At 62.5% G+C, this 18,311-nt stretch carries 12 protein-coding genes; 1 reads left to right on the top strand and 11 read right to left on the bottom strand.

Annotated features, from left to right (window positions below):
* Positions 1-137: 137 nt before the first annotated feature.
* From ACQY7R_RS13595 to ACQY7R_RS13620, 6 genes are all read right to left on the bottom strand, one after another.
* On the bottom strand, positions 138-914 hold the full coding sequence (locus ACQY7R_RS13595; protein ID WP_428306135.1) for a lysophospholipid acyltransferase family protein: 777 nt from the start codon (positions 912-914) through the stop codon (positions 138-140).
* A 169-nt stretch (positions 915-1,083) separates the two neighbouring features.
* Positions 1,084-2,394: an ABC transporter permease gene (locus tag ACQY7R_RS13600; protein WP_428306136.1), complete on the bottom strand. Its 1,311-nt coding sequence runs from the start codon at positions 2,392-2,394 to the stop codon at positions 1,084-1,086.
* Between the two features lie 3 nt (positions 2,395-2,397).
* Positions 2,398-3,093 (bottom strand): ABC transporter ATP-binding protein, encoded by a 696-nt coding sequence (locus ACQY7R_RS13605; protein ID WP_428306137.1) that lies wholly within the window; start codon positions 3,091-3,093, stop codon positions 2,398-2,400.
* 59 nt (positions 3,094-3,152) lie between these two features.
* Complete coding sequence (locus ACQY7R_RS13610) at positions 3,153-4,748, bottom strand: efflux RND transporter periplasmic adaptor subunit (RefSeq protein WP_428306138.1); 1,596 nt, start codon at positions 4,746-4,748, stop codon at positions 3,153-3,155.
* A gap of 57 nt (positions 4,749-4,805) precedes the next feature.
* A complete protein-coding gene (locus ACQY7R_RS13615) occupies positions 4,806-7,781 on the bottom strand; it encodes a TolC family protein (protein WP_428306139.1) in 2,976 nt (991 codons plus the stop codon).
* Positions 7,778-8,197 (bottom strand): MarR family transcriptional regulator, encoded by a 420-nt coding sequence (locus ACQY7R_RS13620; RefSeq protein ID WP_428306140.1) that lies wholly within the window; start codon positions 8,195-8,197, stop codon positions 7,778-7,780. Before ACQY7R_RS13620 ends, ACQY7R_RS13615 begins: the two co-directional genes overlap by 4 nt.
* On the opposite strand from ACQY7R_RS13620, the gene ACQY7R_RS13625 reads away from it, so the two are divergent.
* Positions 8,197-8,322: a hypothetical protein gene (locus ACQY7R_RS13625; protein WP_428306141.1), complete on the top strand. Its 126-nt coding sequence runs from the start codon at positions 8,197-8,199 to the stop codon at positions 8,320-8,322. The two genes, ACQY7R_RS13620 and ACQY7R_RS13625, sit on opposite strands and share 1 nt — an antisense overlap.
* Before the next feature lie 76 nt (positions 8,323-8,398).
* Here ACQY7R_RS13625 and ACQY7R_RS13630 read toward each other — a convergent pair whose 3' ends face one another.
* From ACQY7R_RS13630 to ACQY7R_RS13650, 5 genes are all read right to left on the bottom strand, one after another.
* Positions 8,399-9,199: a hypothetical protein gene (locus tag ACQY7R_RS13630; RefSeq protein ID WP_428306142.1), complete on the bottom strand. Its 801-nt coding sequence runs from the start codon at positions 9,197-9,199 to the stop codon at positions 8,399-8,401.
* A gap of 222 nt (positions 9,200-9,421) precedes the next feature.
* Positions 9,422-13,210: a methionine synthase gene (gene metH, locus ACQY7R_RS13635; protein WP_428306143.1), complete on the bottom strand. Its 3,789-nt coding sequence runs from the start codon at positions 13,208-13,210 to the stop codon at positions 9,422-9,424.
* A gap of 327 nt (positions 13,211-13,537) precedes the next feature.
* The gene (locus ACQY7R_RS13640) at positions 13,538-14,857 is read right to left on the bottom strand and encodes a DUF5690 family protein (RefSeq protein ID WP_428306144.1); all 1,320 of its coding nucleotides are present in this window, start codon (positions 14,855-14,857) and stop codon (positions 13,538-13,540) included.
* A 125-nt stretch (positions 14,858-14,982) separates the two neighbouring features.
* Positions 14,983-16,224 (bottom strand): dipeptidase, encoded by a 1,242-nt coding sequence (locus ACQY7R_RS13645; RefSeq protein ID WP_428306145.1) that lies wholly within the window; start codon positions 16,222-16,224, stop codon positions 14,983-14,985.
* 65 nt (positions 16,225-16,289) lie between these two features.
* Positions 16,290-18,308, bottom strand: coding sequence for a serine hydrolase (locus ACQY7R_RS13650; protein ID WP_428306146.1), 2,019 nt, complete (start codon positions 18,306-18,308; stop codon positions 16,290-16,292).
* Between the last annotated feature and the right edge of the window lie 3 nt (positions 18,309-18,311).

The raw sequence follows: 18,311 nt of genomic DNA on the forward strand, positions 1-18,311 counted from the left end.
CTTTTCGGCAGGTAGAAACGTCGCGCTCAACGGTGAACCTGACATGCCATTTCTACAAATGGCGTTTCCGTCGACATCAGTTGGCAGTAAGTGTGGGCAGATTGGCGAGGCGGGAGAACACGGGCTGCGGCGGCCGCCTAAGCCTCCGCTTCAAGCCGCTGCTTCGCTCGCTCCACTAGCGACTCGACCACATCCCGAGCGTGGTCTTTCATCTCGAGCGAACCCTCGGCGCCGGGCAACAACGGCGTCCCGAATTCGACCGCCACCCGCAACCGCCGGCAACTGCCGATGCGTTTCATGTGGTTGAGGAACGGTTCCTTGAAGTAGTACGCAGCCGGATCGCCATAGGCGACGCCGATCGGAATGATTTCGGCGTCACTACGCTGGGCGGCGTTGAACGCGCCCGACTTGAACTCGTGAACGCCGTTGCCGGGGAACGCAGTCCCCTCGGGGAACATGAGAATCCCCTCCCCTGCCGCGAGGGCGTCGGCGATTTGCCGCAGCACAGCGGCGCCGCTGCGACGCGACTCGCGGTCGACGAACAACGTGCCGATCCGCCTGCCGCCGGCGCCAATGAGCGGCCAATTCGCCAAGTCATGCCGGCTGATCGCGTGCGCGGCAATGACCGACAGCAGCACGGGGATGTCAACGCCCGACTGATGGTTCGCAACAAAGATGCGCCCGACGCCGCGGGCGTCGCGTCCGGGGAAGACTTCGCCCTGGTCGGCATGCGGACCGCGGGCCTCGACGCGAATGCCGAAAAACCACAGCAGCGTCTTCGCCCAGCGGGGGACCCACTTATTGATGAGGTCGATCCGCGGCGTGCGGCGGTGGAGGAGGAAGTCGACCTCCATGCAGCACCAAAAGAAGATCGTCCCGACGACGAACGCGAACAGGCGAAACCAGAGCCGCAAAGCTGTCCACCACCGTTTCAGCACGCGCAATCCCCCACGCCGCGAACAATCGCGATCGGAGCGGGGCAGCGGATCGAAAACTCGACAAACGACATGGGCCGCAGGCTACCACAACCGGTAGCGGTTGCCCAGGATGTTTGTACCAGGCACGCTCAGTGTGCCTACTACATTACTCGTGCCGCAAAGCTTCGATCGGGTCGAGTTGAGCCGCCCGGATGGCGGGGTACACACCGAAGGTGACCCCGACGATCACGCTAATCGCGAACGCCAGCGGGATCGACCAAGAGACCATCATCGGCTCTACCGTGCGGACCACCTCGGGCAGCGTCGACATCTGCTCGGGAAACCACTCCAGCAGTCGGCCGCGGATGAGGATCGAGATCGGCCGGCAAAGCAAGCCGCCGATAATGCCGAGCAGGCCGCCGACGACCGACAGGACGACCGCCTCGGCCAGGAACTGTTGGGTGATGTCGCGGCGTTTGGCGCCTAGGGCACGGCGGATGCCGATCTCGCGGGTCCGCTCGGTGACGGTCGCGAGCATGATGTTCATGATGCCGATGCCGCCGACCACGAGCGACACCGCCGCGATCAACCCTAGAAACAGCATGAACATCAACCGCGTCGTTTGCGCCTGTTGCAGTAGTTCCAACGGTACGGTGACGCCGTAGTCGGCGAGCGTGTGGTTGCGCGCGATCGTATCGCGCACCACATCGACGGTCGGCAGAACGAGATCGCGATCCTTCACCTGGATCGTGATCTGGCTCAGCTCTTTGAGATCGCGCTGAAACTGGCCCGGCTTCATCACCACTTCCATGTCGCCCATGCGGGTCTCCATGGTGGTGATCGGGATGTAGACGTCGCGGGAGAAATCTTCCGCCGCCACTGAGCCGCCGATGCCGGCCGAAGGGGCCCGCGACTGCATCACGCCGACGACGACGAAAAAGTGCTCGTCGACCATGATCTTCTGGCCGATAGGATCGCCATACGGGAAGAGGCGGTCGGCCGTCTCGGCCGCCAGCACGCAGAAGTTGCTTTGGTTGATCAGGTCGCCGTCGGTGAGGAATCGCCCCTGGCTTGGGATGAGCCGAGTTACCTCAGCATAGTCGGGCGTGCAGCCGACGCAGCGGCCTTCGAACTTGCGGGTGCCATGGCGAAACTCGCGCGAGACTTCGCGGATCGGGATCGCCTTGTCGATCGTCGGCACCGTGGCGAGCAGGCGAATGTAGTCGTCGCGAGTGAGGCCGTAGCCGGCGTCTTGCACCTCGTCGGCCGACGGTTTGATCGTGCGGACGATAATGTTGCGGGCCCCGAGGCCGGCGATCTGCTCTTCCGCAGCGCGGCCGATCCCTTCGCCGATCGACAGCAACCAAATGACGCCGGCGACGCCGATGAAAATGCCGAGCACCGTCAGCGCAGAGCGAAGCGGATGGAGCAGCAGGCTCTTGATCGAGAGCTTCAGCGTTCGCCACCAGCGCGTCATCGCTTACCGTCTCTCGTCAGTGAGGATGTGGCCGTCGCGCAGGACGATCGTACGGGAAGTTCGCTCGGCGACTTCGTTTTCATGCGTCACGAGGATGATCGTCCGTCCTTCGGCGTTAAGCGACGCGAGCAAATCGAGAATCTCGGCGGTCATCACCGAGTCGAGATTACCGGTCGGTTCGTCGGCGAGCATGAACCGCGGGTCGTTCACCAGGCTGCGGGCGATCGCGACGCGTTGCTGCTGACCGCCGGAGAGCTGCGACGGGCGGTGATCGAGCCGGTTGCCGAGGCCGACGAGCTTGGCGAGCGAAACGCAGCGGTCACGAGTATCGCTATCGAGCCGGCCGCCGTAGTAGAGCGGCATCTCGATGTTTTCCACGACCGTGAGCGCCGGCAGCAAGTTGTACGACTGAAAAACGAAACCGATCCGCTTGGCTCGCGTTTCGGAGAGCTGATCGTCGTTCATCTGAGCGACGTCCTCGCCGCCGAGCAGAAAGCTGCCGGCCGTGGGGCGATCGAGGCAGCCGAGCAAGTTGAGCAGCGTGCTTTTCCCAGAGCCCGACGGCCCCATGATTGAGATGTAATCCCCCTCCGGCACGTCGAACGAGACGCCGCGCAGCGCGTGAACCGTCTCGCCCGACAGGACGTAGTCCTTGCGGAGTTCGCGGATTGAAGCGGCGAGGATGGCGGTGGCGGGCACTCAGTGAATGGGGAATGTGGAATACTGAATGGGAAGTCGATAACGGCGCTCTCCACGCCCTAGCCGGCCGTGGGTTCGGTCGTGGTGGCGTCGGCCGATTCGGCGGCGGGCTTCGGCTGCGTTTCGTCCTTCGACGCCACGGCTGCACCGCCTGCCACAGGTTTCGCTGCCGGCAGTTCCGGAGTTAGTTTCACTACTTGCTGCTTACTCTCAGGCGCCAATTGCGGCAGCTTCACCTGATCGAGATAAGCCCGCGGATTCATCGCAACGCGATCCCCTTCCGCCAGCCCTTCTTCAATCACGAAGAACTTATCGTTCGTCGGCCCGACCTTGATCGGCCGCGCTTCCCAATTACCGTTGTTGAAAACGAACGCGTAGTAGTCCTTGCCGTGAGCGTAGACCGCCTGCACCGGCGCCTGAATCGCTTCCGGAATCTCTTCGCAGCGAATCGTCACCGACGCAGTCATCCCCGAACGTAGCTCAGCGCCCGGATCGTCGATCGTCACCAGCGCTTTGTACTCCTTGACGTTCGCCTTCCGCCAGCCGCCCGGCTCGGCGTACTGATTGATCTTGTCGACGCTGCCACGCAACGCGCGGCCGCCGGTGCCAATCGGCGAAATCGTCGCCGGCATGCCGGGGCGCACATACTGAATGAGCGATTCGTTGACGTTGAGCGCCACCCGCATCTTGGCGGGGTCGGGAAGCCGAATCACCGCCTGTCGTTCGCGAATGACGGCGCCCTCTTTCACGACGAACTCGTCGCCCCCCCAGTTTTCGCGATTGTGGGCGTAGGTGACGGTGCCGTCTTTCGGCGCGACCAGCGTGCACTTGGCAATCTGGTCGTCCATCTCTTTGAGCTTCCCCTCTTCCAGCTCCAGGCTATTCTTGTCCGACTCCCACTTCGCCTTCGCGATGACGATGTCGCTCTCCAGCGTCTTCAGCATCTTCGCCTTGGTGTAGTTGTCGATAACGTTCAGCTTCGTCTTCGCCGCGTCGAGTTCCTTCTGCGACTTCTCGACGGCGAACTTGTCGGCTTCCAGTTGCAGCTGGTTGATGTATCCCTTCGCGGCGAGCCGTTTGCTGAACTCATGGTACTCCTCGGCCCGGCTCCGATTCTCTTCGGCGACGAAAACTTCGCTCTCGATCGTCTGCCGCTCTTGCACGTAGGTGCCGTTGAGATATTCCTCTTTCGCGATCAGCGCGGTCTCGTAGATATTCCGCGACTGGACCACCAGGGCCGCCGCCGTATTGACGAGAATTTGCTCAGCGGTGCGTTCTTCGCGCAGGGCCGAGGAATCGAGCTCGACAAGAAAGTCCCCCTTCTTCACGACCGTTCCCTCAGGAACGATCCGGAGAATACTGAGACCCGGCGTGTTCTTCGCCTTCACCTCGGAGATCACGTCGGTGACGCCGGCCGATTCGACCTCGCCACGCTCCGTGACGCTGAGCGTAAAATCATCACGCGCCACGTTGTGGAGCACGATGTTGTAATCTTTGGGCCGACCATCGCTGGCGCCCCAGTACGACCAGCCGGCGACGGCGACTAAGGCAACCAGCGCGAGCACTACCCACAACACGTAGCCGCGGCGCTGCGCGACATGCCGTGCACGTAGATGATGCTTGGGGTTTTGCCGATCCGCCTGTAACTGCTTCATGATGATCGTTGCGAACGCTGGAGATCAGCCTCTTGAGTCGGCCGACCCTTGGGCCAATCACTCGGCTTCATTATACGAGGCTGGCTGAACGGCGTCATCGCGAACCGCTTCACCCTCGGCCGTCTGCTTAGCTGAAACCCCGCCATCTCCGTCGCGGGCCGCCCGAGCCTCGTCCGCCGTCTTGAATCCCGGCATTTCGGCCAGTGCCAGGGCAATCCGGCCATCGCTAGCGGAAATTCGGTCGTGCGAAATCCGCTGAGCGTCCGCAGGATTGAGATCCTTGTAGCCCGCCGCGGGATTCCGCAATGGAACCGGCAACTCGCCCGGCGGCAACGGACTGTCTGGCGGGCCATCCTCGCCCGGGAGCAGCGAATCGGGCATGTCGAGCGGCAACGGCTGAATCGGCTCGGCCTGCGGTTTCGCCAACGGTTTCGCGAGCGTCGGCACGATGTCGGACGAACTGCAAAGCTGCGCCCGAATCGCTACCGCCCCCGCGATGTACGCAGTCAACGGCGCCTCGTGCTCGCGGCGGATGCCAGCCGAGTCGAGTTCCATGACGCCGAGGTCGAAATCGAGGGCTTGGCGTTGGACTTCGTAGTTCACCCACACGCTGAGGAAGTCGTTCTGCACATTGAGCAAGTCGGAGAGCGACTGCACCAAGTCGCGAGCCGTTGTGTCGCCGAACTGCGTTTCGACGCCAACCTGTGGCGGCTGCGAAAGCCGCAGCTGCGTCAGATCGACCTGCGAGATCGCCACGAGTACGGCGGCACGGCGCAACTCGAAGTTAATCTCGTTGAGCCGCGTCTGCCGCAGGTTCGCCCGCAGCCCCTGCGCGACGCGATCGCGGTATTGGTAATAGTTGCGGCGGGCCTGTTGATACTCGATAAGCGACTGGCGGTAGATGTTCCGCTCGGCGAGCCGCGTCATTGGCGGATCCCACTGCATGCCGACACGGAGCCGGCCCGTCGTGTCGCGGATGCGGAACGGATTGTCGCCGACATTGCTGATATCGCCGCTGAAAATGAAGTTGAGGTCGCTGAGCAGCGCGTTCGCGTTGAAGTAAATCAGCCGCCACGAGTCGACGAGCGCGGCCCGCGCGTTCTGCCAGTCGCGGCGATACGCGCTGGCGATCAGAATTGCTTCGTCATCGGTCAGCTCGACTGGCGCGAAGTAAATTGCATCGAGTCGCGCCGCCGCCTGCACGAGCGAGAGTTCGAGCAGCCGGCCCGACAGATCGGCCATCGAGTCGATCACCCCAGGCAACAGTGTCGCCATATCGGCGGCGCCAGCTTGGTCGAGCTTATCGAGTTCCGCCCACACTTGGGCCAGATTTCCCTTGAGCATCTCGTACTCGGCCTGCCGCTTGGCGACGCGGCGGTCGAGTTCCTCGACGCTGAACAGCCGCGGATCGATCTGGGCGTTCTGCACTTCCTCGCGGCCAGCGAGCGCCCGCAGGTACTCGCGGCGTTTCGGCAGCGACGCCTCGACCGCCTTCATGTCGGCCTCGACCGCCATCAGCCGTTCGTTGGCGAGCGATTCGAGCGCCACGCATTCGTTGAGCCAGCGCTCGAATCGTTGCGCCGCCTCGGGCGAGTTCGGATCGAGCGGATTCTTCTCGTCTTGAAGCCGTTGCCGCAACTCACGCAGCCCGACGAGCGCATCGGTGACGCGTTCTTCGACCTTCTCTAGCTGTGGATCGAGCAAATTAAAACGTTCGAGTAGCGGATCTTGGATGCGCACGTCGAGCTCCGGCGGCAAGCCGAGCGTGATCTTGAAGCCGTCGAGCGTCGTTTGGTAGCCAGCCTCGGCGGTGAGCAACTGGCTCTGCGCGTTGTAAAGGGCCTGGCGCGCGAGGTCGACTTGGAACAAGTCGATGCGGCCGGCATCGTACGACGCTTGAAGTTGCTCGTAGCTATCTCGCAGCGATCCGACGTTCGAACGCTGGTTGCGAATCGTTTGCTGCGTTTGCAGCAGACCCATAAAACCGCCCGCTCCCGCGGCTCCCGCGCCGCCGGTGAAGCCGCCGCCGACGCCTTGGTTGAAGCCGAAACCGCCAAAGCCGCCGCCAAAGCCAAAATTGCCGACGTTGCCGAAGCCGCCGCCACCGACGCCGGCGAAGCCGTCAAGACCGCTGCCGCCGAAGAAACCGCCGCGACGCGACGGCCCGCCGCCCGAATCGCGGCCCGTGGCGATGTTGAGATAGAAGCCGCGGCGATAGCGTTCCATCTGCCGCACGTTGGCGAGCAAGGCCCGTTCGGAAATCGTCAGCCGTTCCAATACCCGCGTCCGCCCGCCGAAGCGCAACAGCGGCTGCAGCAACGAGAAATCAAGCAGCGTTGTGCTCGTCTGATCGTTCGGCCCGGCAAACTGCCAGACAAACGAGTTGGCGACGCCTGTCACAAGTTCGCCGCCCGTCGCGGTGAGCCGCGTGGCGCGGAGGCGATTGGCCGGATTGCTCGGCGAGACGACGAACTCCGTCGACGAGTTGCCAGTGCCCGTCGCGTCACGCCCTTGCGACGTCAGGAACAACGACGTTCCGCCGAAAAATTGCGTGTCGAAGCGGAAACGCTCGAAGCTAACGTCGAGCGCCGACAGGTACAGATCTTCCAGATTCGATTGGTACTCCGGCGAATCGCGGAGCGCTACTTCGACCGCATTGCGCAAATCAAGCAGTACGCGCCCCGAACCGTCGCGCGGCAAATACTCCTGCCAGTTTGGATTGTCGACGTACGAGGTCCGCGGTAGGCACTTCCAACACTTCGAACCCTTCTTGCAGTCGACGCACTCCATGTAGCGATGCGACGCCGGATCGTCGGGCGGCTGCGGCTCGATGTCGGGATTATTCGGATCGTACATGCGCGAGCGCGGATCGATGTTGATCCGGAACTCTTGCGGATCGGAACCGATGACGGCCGCCTTTTGATCCGTCAGACAATACGCATCGGCGTCAGCTTGCTTGCGATAAAATGGGCGGCTGCAGCCGTTGGCCAGCAGCATCGAGACGACGAGCAGAAGTCGCAGGCTGGTATTCATGCCGCCTCCTCCCGTCGTTCATGGGGGCAAGCAACTTGGCTCACGATTTGGCCGAGCAACTCGCCGGCAGTGTTCGTCACCCGCCACAACTGACGGCGACGATCGCGTTCATGCTGCACCCGCTCCAGCAACCCCAAGTTCCGCAACCGCTCGACCGCCCCGCTCACCTGCGCGGGCGACACGACGAGCCGCTCCGCGAGATCGGCCTGATCTAGCGAACACTCCGCGGCGCCGTTTCCGCTCCCAGACAGGAGCCACAGCAACCGGAACTCCGGCTCGTTGATCGCCGCGCCACGCAACCACGTCGCGATGTCGCGGCATGCTAGCTTGCCGACGATCGCGAGCCGGCAAGCAGCGTCAACCCGCTCGGCCGCCGTCAGCCCGCTAGCAACGAACGGCCGGAAGCTTTCTGCCAATGAATCGCCGCCAAACGACATGCCAAGTCCCTACCGCCGCGGGGATGAGTGATGAGAGGCGAGCATTCGCCCTGCTCGGCGTCGTCGCGCAGGCTGAACCGGCGCCGGCGACGCTTCGCCTCTAAATCATTCGGCGGTGAATCGTTCGAACTTGAACGGTTTTTGGCTTCCCGCAACCGCTGGCGTCGCCGCGCACGGGGATCAGGGAGCCACTTCGCCTGAAATCGCGTCCTGCAAATCGAACATCGGCTGCTGCTTGATGCTGATCAGTCCGCCGCGAGGACGGTCGATGTCGGAGATCAGCGAGATCACCAGTGCGATCAGCACCGGCAGCACGAAGCTTGAAAACGTCGTGCGAGCCCCGCTAGCGCCGGAGCCGTAGCCGCTCACGTAACATCCGCAGCCCGCGACTACGACAAGAATGATCCACACAGCGCCCGGCACGTGCGTGCGGAGCGCGTTCAGCCGCGTCGCGTCGAGATCGATCAGTTCGTTCAGCGAGGTGATGAACGTGGCGACCACTGGATTGGGCGCCTCCTTCGCGGCCGCGACGGCGTGCGTCCAGAGTTCCGCTTGAATAATCGCGGCCTGGTCTTCAGCGGCAAGAATCTCTGTCTCATTCTGCCCCGCCTCGTAGTACTCAATCCGCACGTCGGCGTAACGGCGGAGCAAGCTCTTCACTGCATCGCTCTGCTCGTCCGACAAAAAACCGGCCCGCAAGTACGTCGTGCCGATGGCGTTCGCCTCTTCGACGACGAGCGTGCGGCGCGTTTCGTAACGCTGCACCGCGAGCGCAAACGTGAAACCCAACAACAGCGCGAGCAGCCCCAAGATCGCCCCTTGGATTCCAGCGATCTGCCCCTTGCGGGCGCCGTCGTCGGCACGATGCAGCTTCAAGCCGAAGTGATAGCCAAGCTCCGTCACCGCAACGAGCAGCACCAAGCAGACGGGCAGCACGCGCCATTGGCTGGCGAAGATGTAACTGAGCGTTGACTCAAGCATGGGGGCAGCTTCCTACGCATCGCCATGGTTCCACTGGGCGACTTCGGAAAAGCATACCTTATGCGTACGCTGCTGCTCCGCCCGCAGAAAATAAGCTACGCAGCGCTCTAGCCCTGGCTCCGCCAGGGGGTCGCCCGCCATTCCGGTAGGCATTGCCACACGTGACGCCACCCCCTGGCGGAGCCAGGGGCTAGAGGAACGCGCGACCGTGTATCGCCAAACTTACGACGGCTCGTACCCCAGATTCGGCGACAGCCACCGCTCCACCTCAGCCAGCGTCATTCCCTTGCGGCGGGCGTAGTCTTCGGCCTGCTCGCGATCGATGCGATCGACCGAGAAGTACCGCGACTGCGGATGAGCGAAGTACAACCCGCTGACGCTCGCCGCTGGGTGCATCGCCAGCGACTCGGTGAGAATCATGCCGGTCTGCTTCGGGGCATCGAGCAAATCGAAGATGATCGGCTTCTCGGTATGGTCGGGCTGCGCCGGGTAGCCCGGCGCTGGCCGAATGCCGCGATAACCTTCCTCAATCAATTGCTCGTTGCTGAACTCCTCCGTCACGCCGTAGCCCCAGTCGCGGCGGGCTCGTTGGTGGAGCCATTCGGCAAACGCTTCAGCCAAGCGGTCGGCTAGCGCCTTCGTCATAATCGAGTTGTAGTCGTCGTGATCGGCGTCGAATTTCTTCGCCAATTCGTCGCAGCCTAAACCAGTGGTCACTGCGAACGCGCCGACAAAATCCTCGATCGGACGCTTGTTCCCATCGACGGCGCCAACGGGCGCGATGAAGTCGGCGAGCGAGTAGAACGTCTCCTGCCCCTTGCGACGCCACTGTTGCCGCAGGCCGTGGAAGCGAGTCCGCTCGGCCGTGCGAGTGTTGTCGGCGTAGACGATGATATCCTCGCCATCGGCCGCCGCCGGCCAGAAGCCGTAAACGCCGCGGGCTTCCAGCAGTTGCTCGTCGATAATGCGATCGAGCAGCGCGTTGGCATCGTCGAACAGCCGCTTCGCTTCCGCGCCCAGATTCGGATCTTTGAAGATTTTGGGGTACTTCCCCTTCATCTCCCAGGTCATGAAGAACGGCGACCAGTCGATATACGCGCGGAGTTCGCTCAGGTCGACCTTTTTCACCGCCGCGGCGTCATCGCCGTTCGAGCCAAGCGCGGTCGCCGTTGGCGCCGACGATAAGACCCGGGCTCCGATGAAGGCTGGGCGTGGGACGTCGACGGTCTTCCAATCGGTGACAAGCCGCTTCGACTTGGCTTCCGCATAGGGAGCGAGATCGACGGCCTGCCGCTGCGAGTACGACGCCACGAGTTGCTTCTGCAACTCGCGATTTTCCGCGTAAAACTTCTCGCGAGCTTCGGGATTGATCAGCTTTTCGACGACGCCCACGGAACGCGACGCGTCAAGCACGTGCGCCACGCAGCCGTCATACCCCGGGGCGATCTTCACCGCCGTGTGCTTCGCACTGGTCGTGGCGCCGCCAATGAGCAGCGGCATCGTCATCCCTGTCCGCTTCATCTCGCGGGCGACATGCACCATTTCGTCGAGGCTCGGCGTAATGAGTCCCGATAAGCCGATCAGGTCGACGCCCTCGGCGACGGCGGTTTCCAGAATCTTTTCGCAGGAAACCATCACGCCCAGATCGATCGTTTCGAAGTTATTGCAACCGAGCACCACCCCGACGATGTTCTTGCCGATGTCGTGAACGTCGCCCTTCACCGTCGCGAGCAACACGCGGGCGCGTGGTTGCCCGGCCGAACCGGCGGCGGCCTTCTCTTCTTCCATGAACGGCGTGAGGTAAGCGACCGACTTCTTCATCACACGGGCCGACTTCACGACCTGCGGCAGGAACATCTTCCCCTCGCCGAACAGATCGCCGACGACGCTCATGCCGGCCATGAGCGGCCCCTCGATAATCGCCAAGCACGATGGGTACTTCTGGCGAGCCTCTTCGGTGTCTTCGTCGATATGCTTGACGATGCCCTTGAGGAGCGCGTGCTTGAGCCGCTCTTCGACCGGCCCGTTACGCCACTCGGCGTCATTGGCTGCGGAGCTAGCGCCGGCCCCCTGCCCCTTGATCGTTTCAGCGAAATCGACGAGCCGCTCCGTCGCGTCGGGCCGGCGATTGAGCAGGACGTCTTCGACGAGTTCTTTTAGCTGCGGCTCGATATCTTCGTACACCGCCAGTTGCCCGGCGTTGACGATGCCCATGTCGAGGCCGGCTTTGATCGCATGGTACAGGAACGCCGAGTGGATCGCCTCGCGCACCGCGTCGTTGCCGCGGAACGAGAACGAGACATTCGACACGCCGCCCGAGACGTGTACGCCGGGGCACTCGGCCTTGATCCGCCGCGTGGCGTTGATGAAATCAACCGCGTAGTTATTGTGTTCCTCAATGCCGGTCGCGACGGTGAGGATGTTCGGATCGAAGATAATGTCCTGCGACGGGAAGCCGACTTGCTCGGTGAGAATCTTGTAGGCCCGCTTGCAGATGCGAACTTTGTCGTCCTCCGTCGCGGCTTGCCCCTCTTCATCGAACGCCATCACGACGACGGCGGCGCCATACTGCCGGCAGAGCCGTGCGCGGCGGATGAACTCCGCCTCGCCATCCTTCATGCTGATCGAATTGACAATCGACTTCCCTTGAACGGCCTTCAATCCCGTTTCGAGGACCGACCATTTGCTGCTGTCGATCATCACCGGCACGGCGGCGATGTCGTTCTCGCCAGCGACCAGACGAAGGAACTTCGTCATCACCGCTTCGCCGTCGAGCAGACCTTCATCCATGTTGACGTCGATGACGTTGGCGCCCCCCTCCACCTGCTGGCGGGCGACTTCGATTGCGTCTTCGTACTTCTCGGCTTTGATCAGGTTGGCGAACTTCTTCGAACCGGTGACGTTGGTTCGCTCGCCAACCATCATGAAGTTGCTTTCAGGGCGCAGCGTCATCGGCTGCGTCCCGCTGAGCCGTAGCCACGGCGCCACGGTCGTCCGCTTGTGCGGCTTCAGCCCCGCCAAACGCCGCGAAAACGCCGCGATGTGATCGGGCGTCGTGCCGCAGCAGCCGCCGAGGATGTTCACCCAGCCATTGTCGGCATACTCGCCGACCATCTTGGCCATCGCCTCAGGGCCAAGATCGAACAGGCCCATCTCGTTCGGCAGACCGGCGTTCGAGTGGCAGCTGATCCGCGTCGACGAGACGCCAGCGAGCGCCTCGATGTGCGGCCGCATGATATCGGGGCCGAGTGCGCAGTTCATGCCGATCGACAGCAACGGGAAGTGTGAGACCGCGTTCCAGAACGCCTCGATCGACTGCCCCGAAACGAACGTCGCCCCGCCCTTGTCGAACGTCCCCGACGCCATCACGGGGACGCGATTGCCAGACTCGTCGAAGTAACGCTGGATCGCAAACAAACACGCCTTCAAGTTGAGCGTGTCGATGAAAGTCTCGGGCAGCAGGATATCGACGCCGCTCTCGACGAGCGCCTTCACCTGGGCGTAGTACGACTCCGACATTTCGTCGAACGTCGTCCCGCGGTACGAGGGATCGTCGACCTTCGTGCTGATCGCCGTTTGCTTCGTCGTCGGACCGATCGAGCCGGCGATGAACCGCGGCCGGTCGGGCGTCTTCGCGTTCATCTCCTCAACGGCGACGCGGGCGCACTTCACCGCGGCGGCGTTGATCTCGGCCACCAAATTAAGCGGCAGGCCGAACTCCTCCATCCCCACCGGGCTGGCGCCGAAGGTGTTCGTCTCGATGATGTCGGCGCCCGCCTCCAGATACCGGCGGTGTATCGCCGTGATCTCCTTCGGCCGAGTGATGCAGAGAATATCGGCAAAGTTCTTGAGGTCTTTGTCGTGGCCGGCAAATCGTTCGCCGCGCACGGCGGCTTCGTCCAGCTTCAAATCCTGGATCTGCGTCCCCATCGCGCCGTCGAGAATCAAGATTCGCTCGTCGAGGAGCGTTTCGAGTTGAGCGGTCTTGTCTTCGACAGTCGGAGTCGGCATGGCAGAGTCGGCTGAGGACGGTGGTTGAAAGGACCCTCCATCATATCTATACGAGACAAGAGCCAACAGGGAGGCCGAAGGTTCAAGGAGCCCGCGCCGGCTATTGTCGCCCCTAGCCCTGGGCTCCGCCCGGGGGGTCGGCCTCCATTCCGATCGGCATAATCTCGCGTTGCGGCACTCTTGGCAGAGCCCAAGGCTAAAGCAGCAACTGGGCCATTGGCGTTGGACAGATCGCCGCTGCGTTACAGCTTTCAGGAGAGTCGGCCCTACTGTGGGCCCTAAGCCGCGACCGCATCGGCGTCGCCCCACCGATCATTGAGCAGTCGCTCACGCATCTTCTGAGACGACCTTCTGCGGCCGCGTCACCCGCATAAAGTAGATCGCCGCGATGAGCAACACCGGAGCGCCGCCGATCGAGAGGGCATAGCAGAACGAATCGAGGAACTCGAGCCGCGTCGCCGAGCTGGCGCCGAACTCCTTGTAGAGCAACATCGAAACCGAGCCGGCGTAGCCTAACGAATCGGCCACATAGATGGCGAAGACGGCGGTGCCGGCGATGCGAGTCGATGCAATCAACCGTTCGAAGAGGACCGAATTATACGGAACATAGGCCAAATACGAACCAAGGCCGATAAGAATCATCCACCAGAATCCATCGATCACGCCGTGCGTTCGCAACCACGTGGCGACTCCCAGCAGCGCGAGACCGGCGGCGATTACGCCGAACACTGCTAGCAAGCCCCGCCGATTGTCGCGAACGAGGTAGATCATCGCCATCGCCGCCGCCACGCCGAGGCCGACCCACAGCTCGGAACGGGTGATGATCGATTTGTTTTGCTCGTAAGCGTACTTGAGCTCGTTGAACAGATCGACGGAAAAATTATCGCGGTAGTCGCGGAATGCCGTGATGAAGAAGTAGGTCGCAAACAGCAGCATCAACCCAGGGAAAAACCTCGCGAGAAACTCGATCCGTTGCCGATGGTCCATCGGCTCGCGAATGGAGCGGCTCGCGACGTCGGCGGCGTTCGGCTCGGGAAGTTGGTCAAGCAACCAGACCGCGACGACGAATGGAATAAAGAAGAGCGCCCCGACGGCAAACGGCATCCAGAGTTCGCCGATCGGCCCGGTGAACGGGTTCGGCAGCGTCGCGCCCAGCAGCGGCAGCGGATCGCCTGCCAGCACCGCGCGGCCAACGTCCTTCACGGCGCCGCTCGCGATGATAAACGAGCAGCTGAGAGCCGCCAGCAGAATTTCCGACGTGCGGCGGCCTTCGAGGTACCACACCACGAGCCCCCAGACCATACCGAGCGGCAACCCGTTGAAAAACATCGCGAGCGGCCGCCAGCCGTCCGGAACCACGGCGAAGATCAGGAGCGCCGCTTCGGCCGCGACGATCATCGCGATGAGCAGCGGCGCCCGGCGCGAGCGGCTTGTCTCGGAGACGAACTTCACGCCAATCCATTTCGCGAGCCCGTACCCAACGATTTGGCCAATGGCCAGCGCGCTCTTCAAACCGAGCGTGCCCACCTCCGCGGATGCCCGCTCGTAAGTTGCCGACGCGAACGGCTTGCGGAACGCGAACATCGCGAAGTAGGCCGCGAACGAGCAGATGATCGCATAGCCGTTGAGCACGGCCGGCGGAGCCACGGCGAGCCAACGCGTGAGCGGCCGTTGCGGAGCGTGCGCGAGGGATGAAGTTGTTTCGCGTTCCGACAAACTACGCCCCTCTCCAAACGTTCGAATCCCGCTGGCAAGATGCCAGCGGCTCGCAATCACTTCGCAGCTTGAATCTCGCGAGCCACCTGCTCAGTCGCCCGCATCACCCGCAAAATGTTCCCACTGTAAATCTTCTTGATGTCCTCATGGCTGTAGCCGCGATCGAGCAACCCCTGCGTAATGTACGGGTAGGTGCTTGCGTCTTCGAGTTGCTCCGGCAGCATCGTCACGCCGTCGTAGTCGGAACCGATGCCGACATGGTCAACGCCGGCGATCTTCACAATGTGATCAATGTGATCGAGCAGCGTGTGGACCGTCCCGCGGCTGCCGCGGCCATTCTCGGCATCCCACCGCTTCATCGCCTGTTCGATCTCGCCCTCGTCCTTGAGCTTCTCGTCGATCTCGCGTCGGTAAGCCATCCTCCGCACGTCGCGTTCGGCCGATTCGGGCACGATGAACGCCGAGAAGAAGTTCACCATCACGACGCCCCCGTTCTCGGCGGTCAGCTTCAACACGTCGTCCGGCACGTTGCGCGGATGATCGGCGACGCCGCGAGCCGAAGAGTGCGAAAAGATGACGGGCGCCTTTGTGATCCGCAGGGCCGCCTTCATCGCATCGGGCGAGACGTGCGAAATGTCGACCATCATCCCCAGCCGATTCATCTCGCGGACGACCTCTTCGCCAAACGGCGAAAGCCCGCCGCTGCGCGGCTTGTCGGTCCCCGAGTCGGCCCAAGCGAGCGAATCGGAATGAGTAAGCGTCAAGTACCGGGCGCCAAGCGCGTACAACTGCCGCAGCACGGGAATCGACTCTTCAATCGAGTAGCCCCCTTCCATGCCGATGAGCGACGCGATCTTGCCCGTCTTCGCGATCCGCTCAATGTCGTCGGCCGTGAGGGCGAGTTCGAACGTATCCGGATACTGCGCGATCATCGCTTTGACGAGTTCGATCTGCTCGATCGTCGTCGACAGCGCCGCTCCCCGCTTCGAGGTTTCGCCCGGCACCCACACCGACCAGAACTGAGCGCCAACGCCCCCCTTGCGAAGCTTCGGGATGTCGGTCTGCAGCGTCTTCTGGTCCTTCGAGATGTCGAGCTTGTCGAACTGTCCGCGAGCCTGCTGCCGCAGTTCCCACGGCAGGTCGTTGTGCCCGTCGATCAGCAGCGTCTCGGCATGCAGCTTCCGAGCTTCGTCCGTCAGCACAATCGGCGGCTTGGTGGCCGGCTCTTCAGCTGACGACACACTCGCCCAGGTGCTTGAAACGACCATCACGACTGCCAACGCGCGAAGCGAGTTCATCTTGCGACTCTCGAGTGAAGTGCTGGTTAATTGAAGAATGAAGCAGCCGAGCCGAGGGACCGCCGCTACTTCCCTTCCGACTTCTGCTTCTCCAACTGCGACCATCCCCAGCGATAGAGATTCCGCGAATCGACGTACCGCGAATCGCTCGACGGGGCGCCGAGCACCACGACGATCAGCGAATCATCGCCGCGCTTCGCACTCGACACCAAGCACGCACCCGCCGCATCGGTGGTGCCGGTTTTCACGCCGTCGTAACCTTCGATCTTTAGCAGGTTGTTCGTATTCTTCCACAGCACGTTGCGCTCGTACCCGCCGGGGCCTGTGACGGTGGCGCCATGCTGCGGCGTGGCGACGACCTTTTGCAGAATGGGAATCTGCTTCACCGCGAGTGCCAGCTTCGCCAGATCGGCCGCACTGGCCTTGTGCTCTTTGTCAGTCAGGCCGTGCGTGTTGGTGAAGTGGCTATGCTCCATTCCCAACTCCTTCGCCGCGGCGTTCATCGCTTCGATAAACTCGTCGTACGCTTCCTTCGCCGATTCTTTTTTGCCGGCCTTGCCGTCGCCGCCCGGCGCCGCGCGCGACCCAAAGTGCTCGGCGAACGCCACCGACGCGTCGTTCCCCGACGGCAACATCAGCCCGTAGAGCAACTCTTCAACCGTGACGACCTCGCCCGCACGCAAATCGGAAGTCGAGCCAATCGTTTCATCGGCCCGCTTCGAGAAAGTGAGCTTTTCCTTCAACACCTCGGGATGCTTTTCAGCCAACTTGCCGACGAGGTACGCCGTCATCATCTTCGTCGTGCTGGCGATATCGACCGGCTTCTCTTCATTAAAGCCCCACAACACTTCGCCTGTCTTGCCGTCGGCGATCGCCCAAACTCGGCAGCCGACGATGGGCGGACCATCGAGCGCTTCCGCGTCAGCCTTCTTGAAGACTTCCGCATTGGCGACAGCGGGCGCCGGCGCCTTCGGGCCCTCTTCCACCAACGGGCCGAGGGCTTCCCAAGTCTCTGGTCCGACAACGCCCGTCGGCTTCAGATTCTTCGCCTTTTGAAACGCAGTAACGGCCGTCTCGGTCATCGCACCGAAATCGCCGTCGGCATCAAGCTCAGGCGACGGCTTCAGTTGTTCGTTCAAGGTTCGCTGCAGCGATGCGACAAGCGGCCCGGCCGATCCCTTCTTCAGCATGTTCGAATCTGATTTGGACCCTTCGGTGTAGTAGCGATAAACCGCCTGAGCAATCTTGCTGCACAGCACGTCCCCTTCGTTGTTGGGGCTCCAGCTTTGGTCCTCGTTCTCGTTGGTCATCACGCACATCGCGATCGGACCGCCGCTTGGGAGTTCCATCAGTCCAGCATCGGTCCGCACCAGCTCCGTGGCGCCCGTCTTGTGCGCGAACTTCACATCCGGCAAATACCGCGGGAACGTCGACTTATCGGCACAGGCGTAAAGATTCGTCAGCATCTTCTCGCTCGCCTCTTCGCTGACAAGCTCCTTCTTCCACAGCTTCTCGAGCAGCGAGACCATGTCGGCCGGCGTCGTGCTACCTAGGCCGTACTTCACGCTCCGCTCCGGGAAGAGCGACGAAGGCCGGTTGAACGTGTACGAATGGAGCTTCGTCTCCGGATAGCCGAGCTTCTCCATCAGCTTCGCCGTCTTGTCGAGGCCGACCTTCTTCGCGACGAGGTTCGTCGCGGTGTTGTCGGAGTAGACGATCATCAGCCGAATCGCGTCTCGCAGCGGCATCTTGGCGCCACCGGAGAAATGGGCCGTCAGCACGCCCGAACCGGGCACCTTGTCCTTCTCGTCGAGTTCGACGATCGCGTCGGGCGTGACGTTCCCCTCTGCGAACTCTTGAAACGACGCGATCATCAGCGGGAACTTGATCAGGCTCGCCGTCGGCATCGTCTTGTCGGCGTGATACTCGAAGGTCTCGCCCGTGGCGAGATCCTTGATCTTCACGGCGACGTCGCCCCGGTGGGCGTCGATCAGCGGTTGCACCACTTCGGCCAGATCTTCGGCCGGGGCCGCCGCAGGAAGCAGCAGGAGCAGACAAGCCACAGCGCTAACGAAGCATCGCATCGG

The organism is Lacipirellula sp. (genome assembly GCF_965279485.1).
GTDB lineage: Bacteria > Planctomycetota > Planctomycetia > Pirellulales > Lacipirellulaceae > Lacipirellula.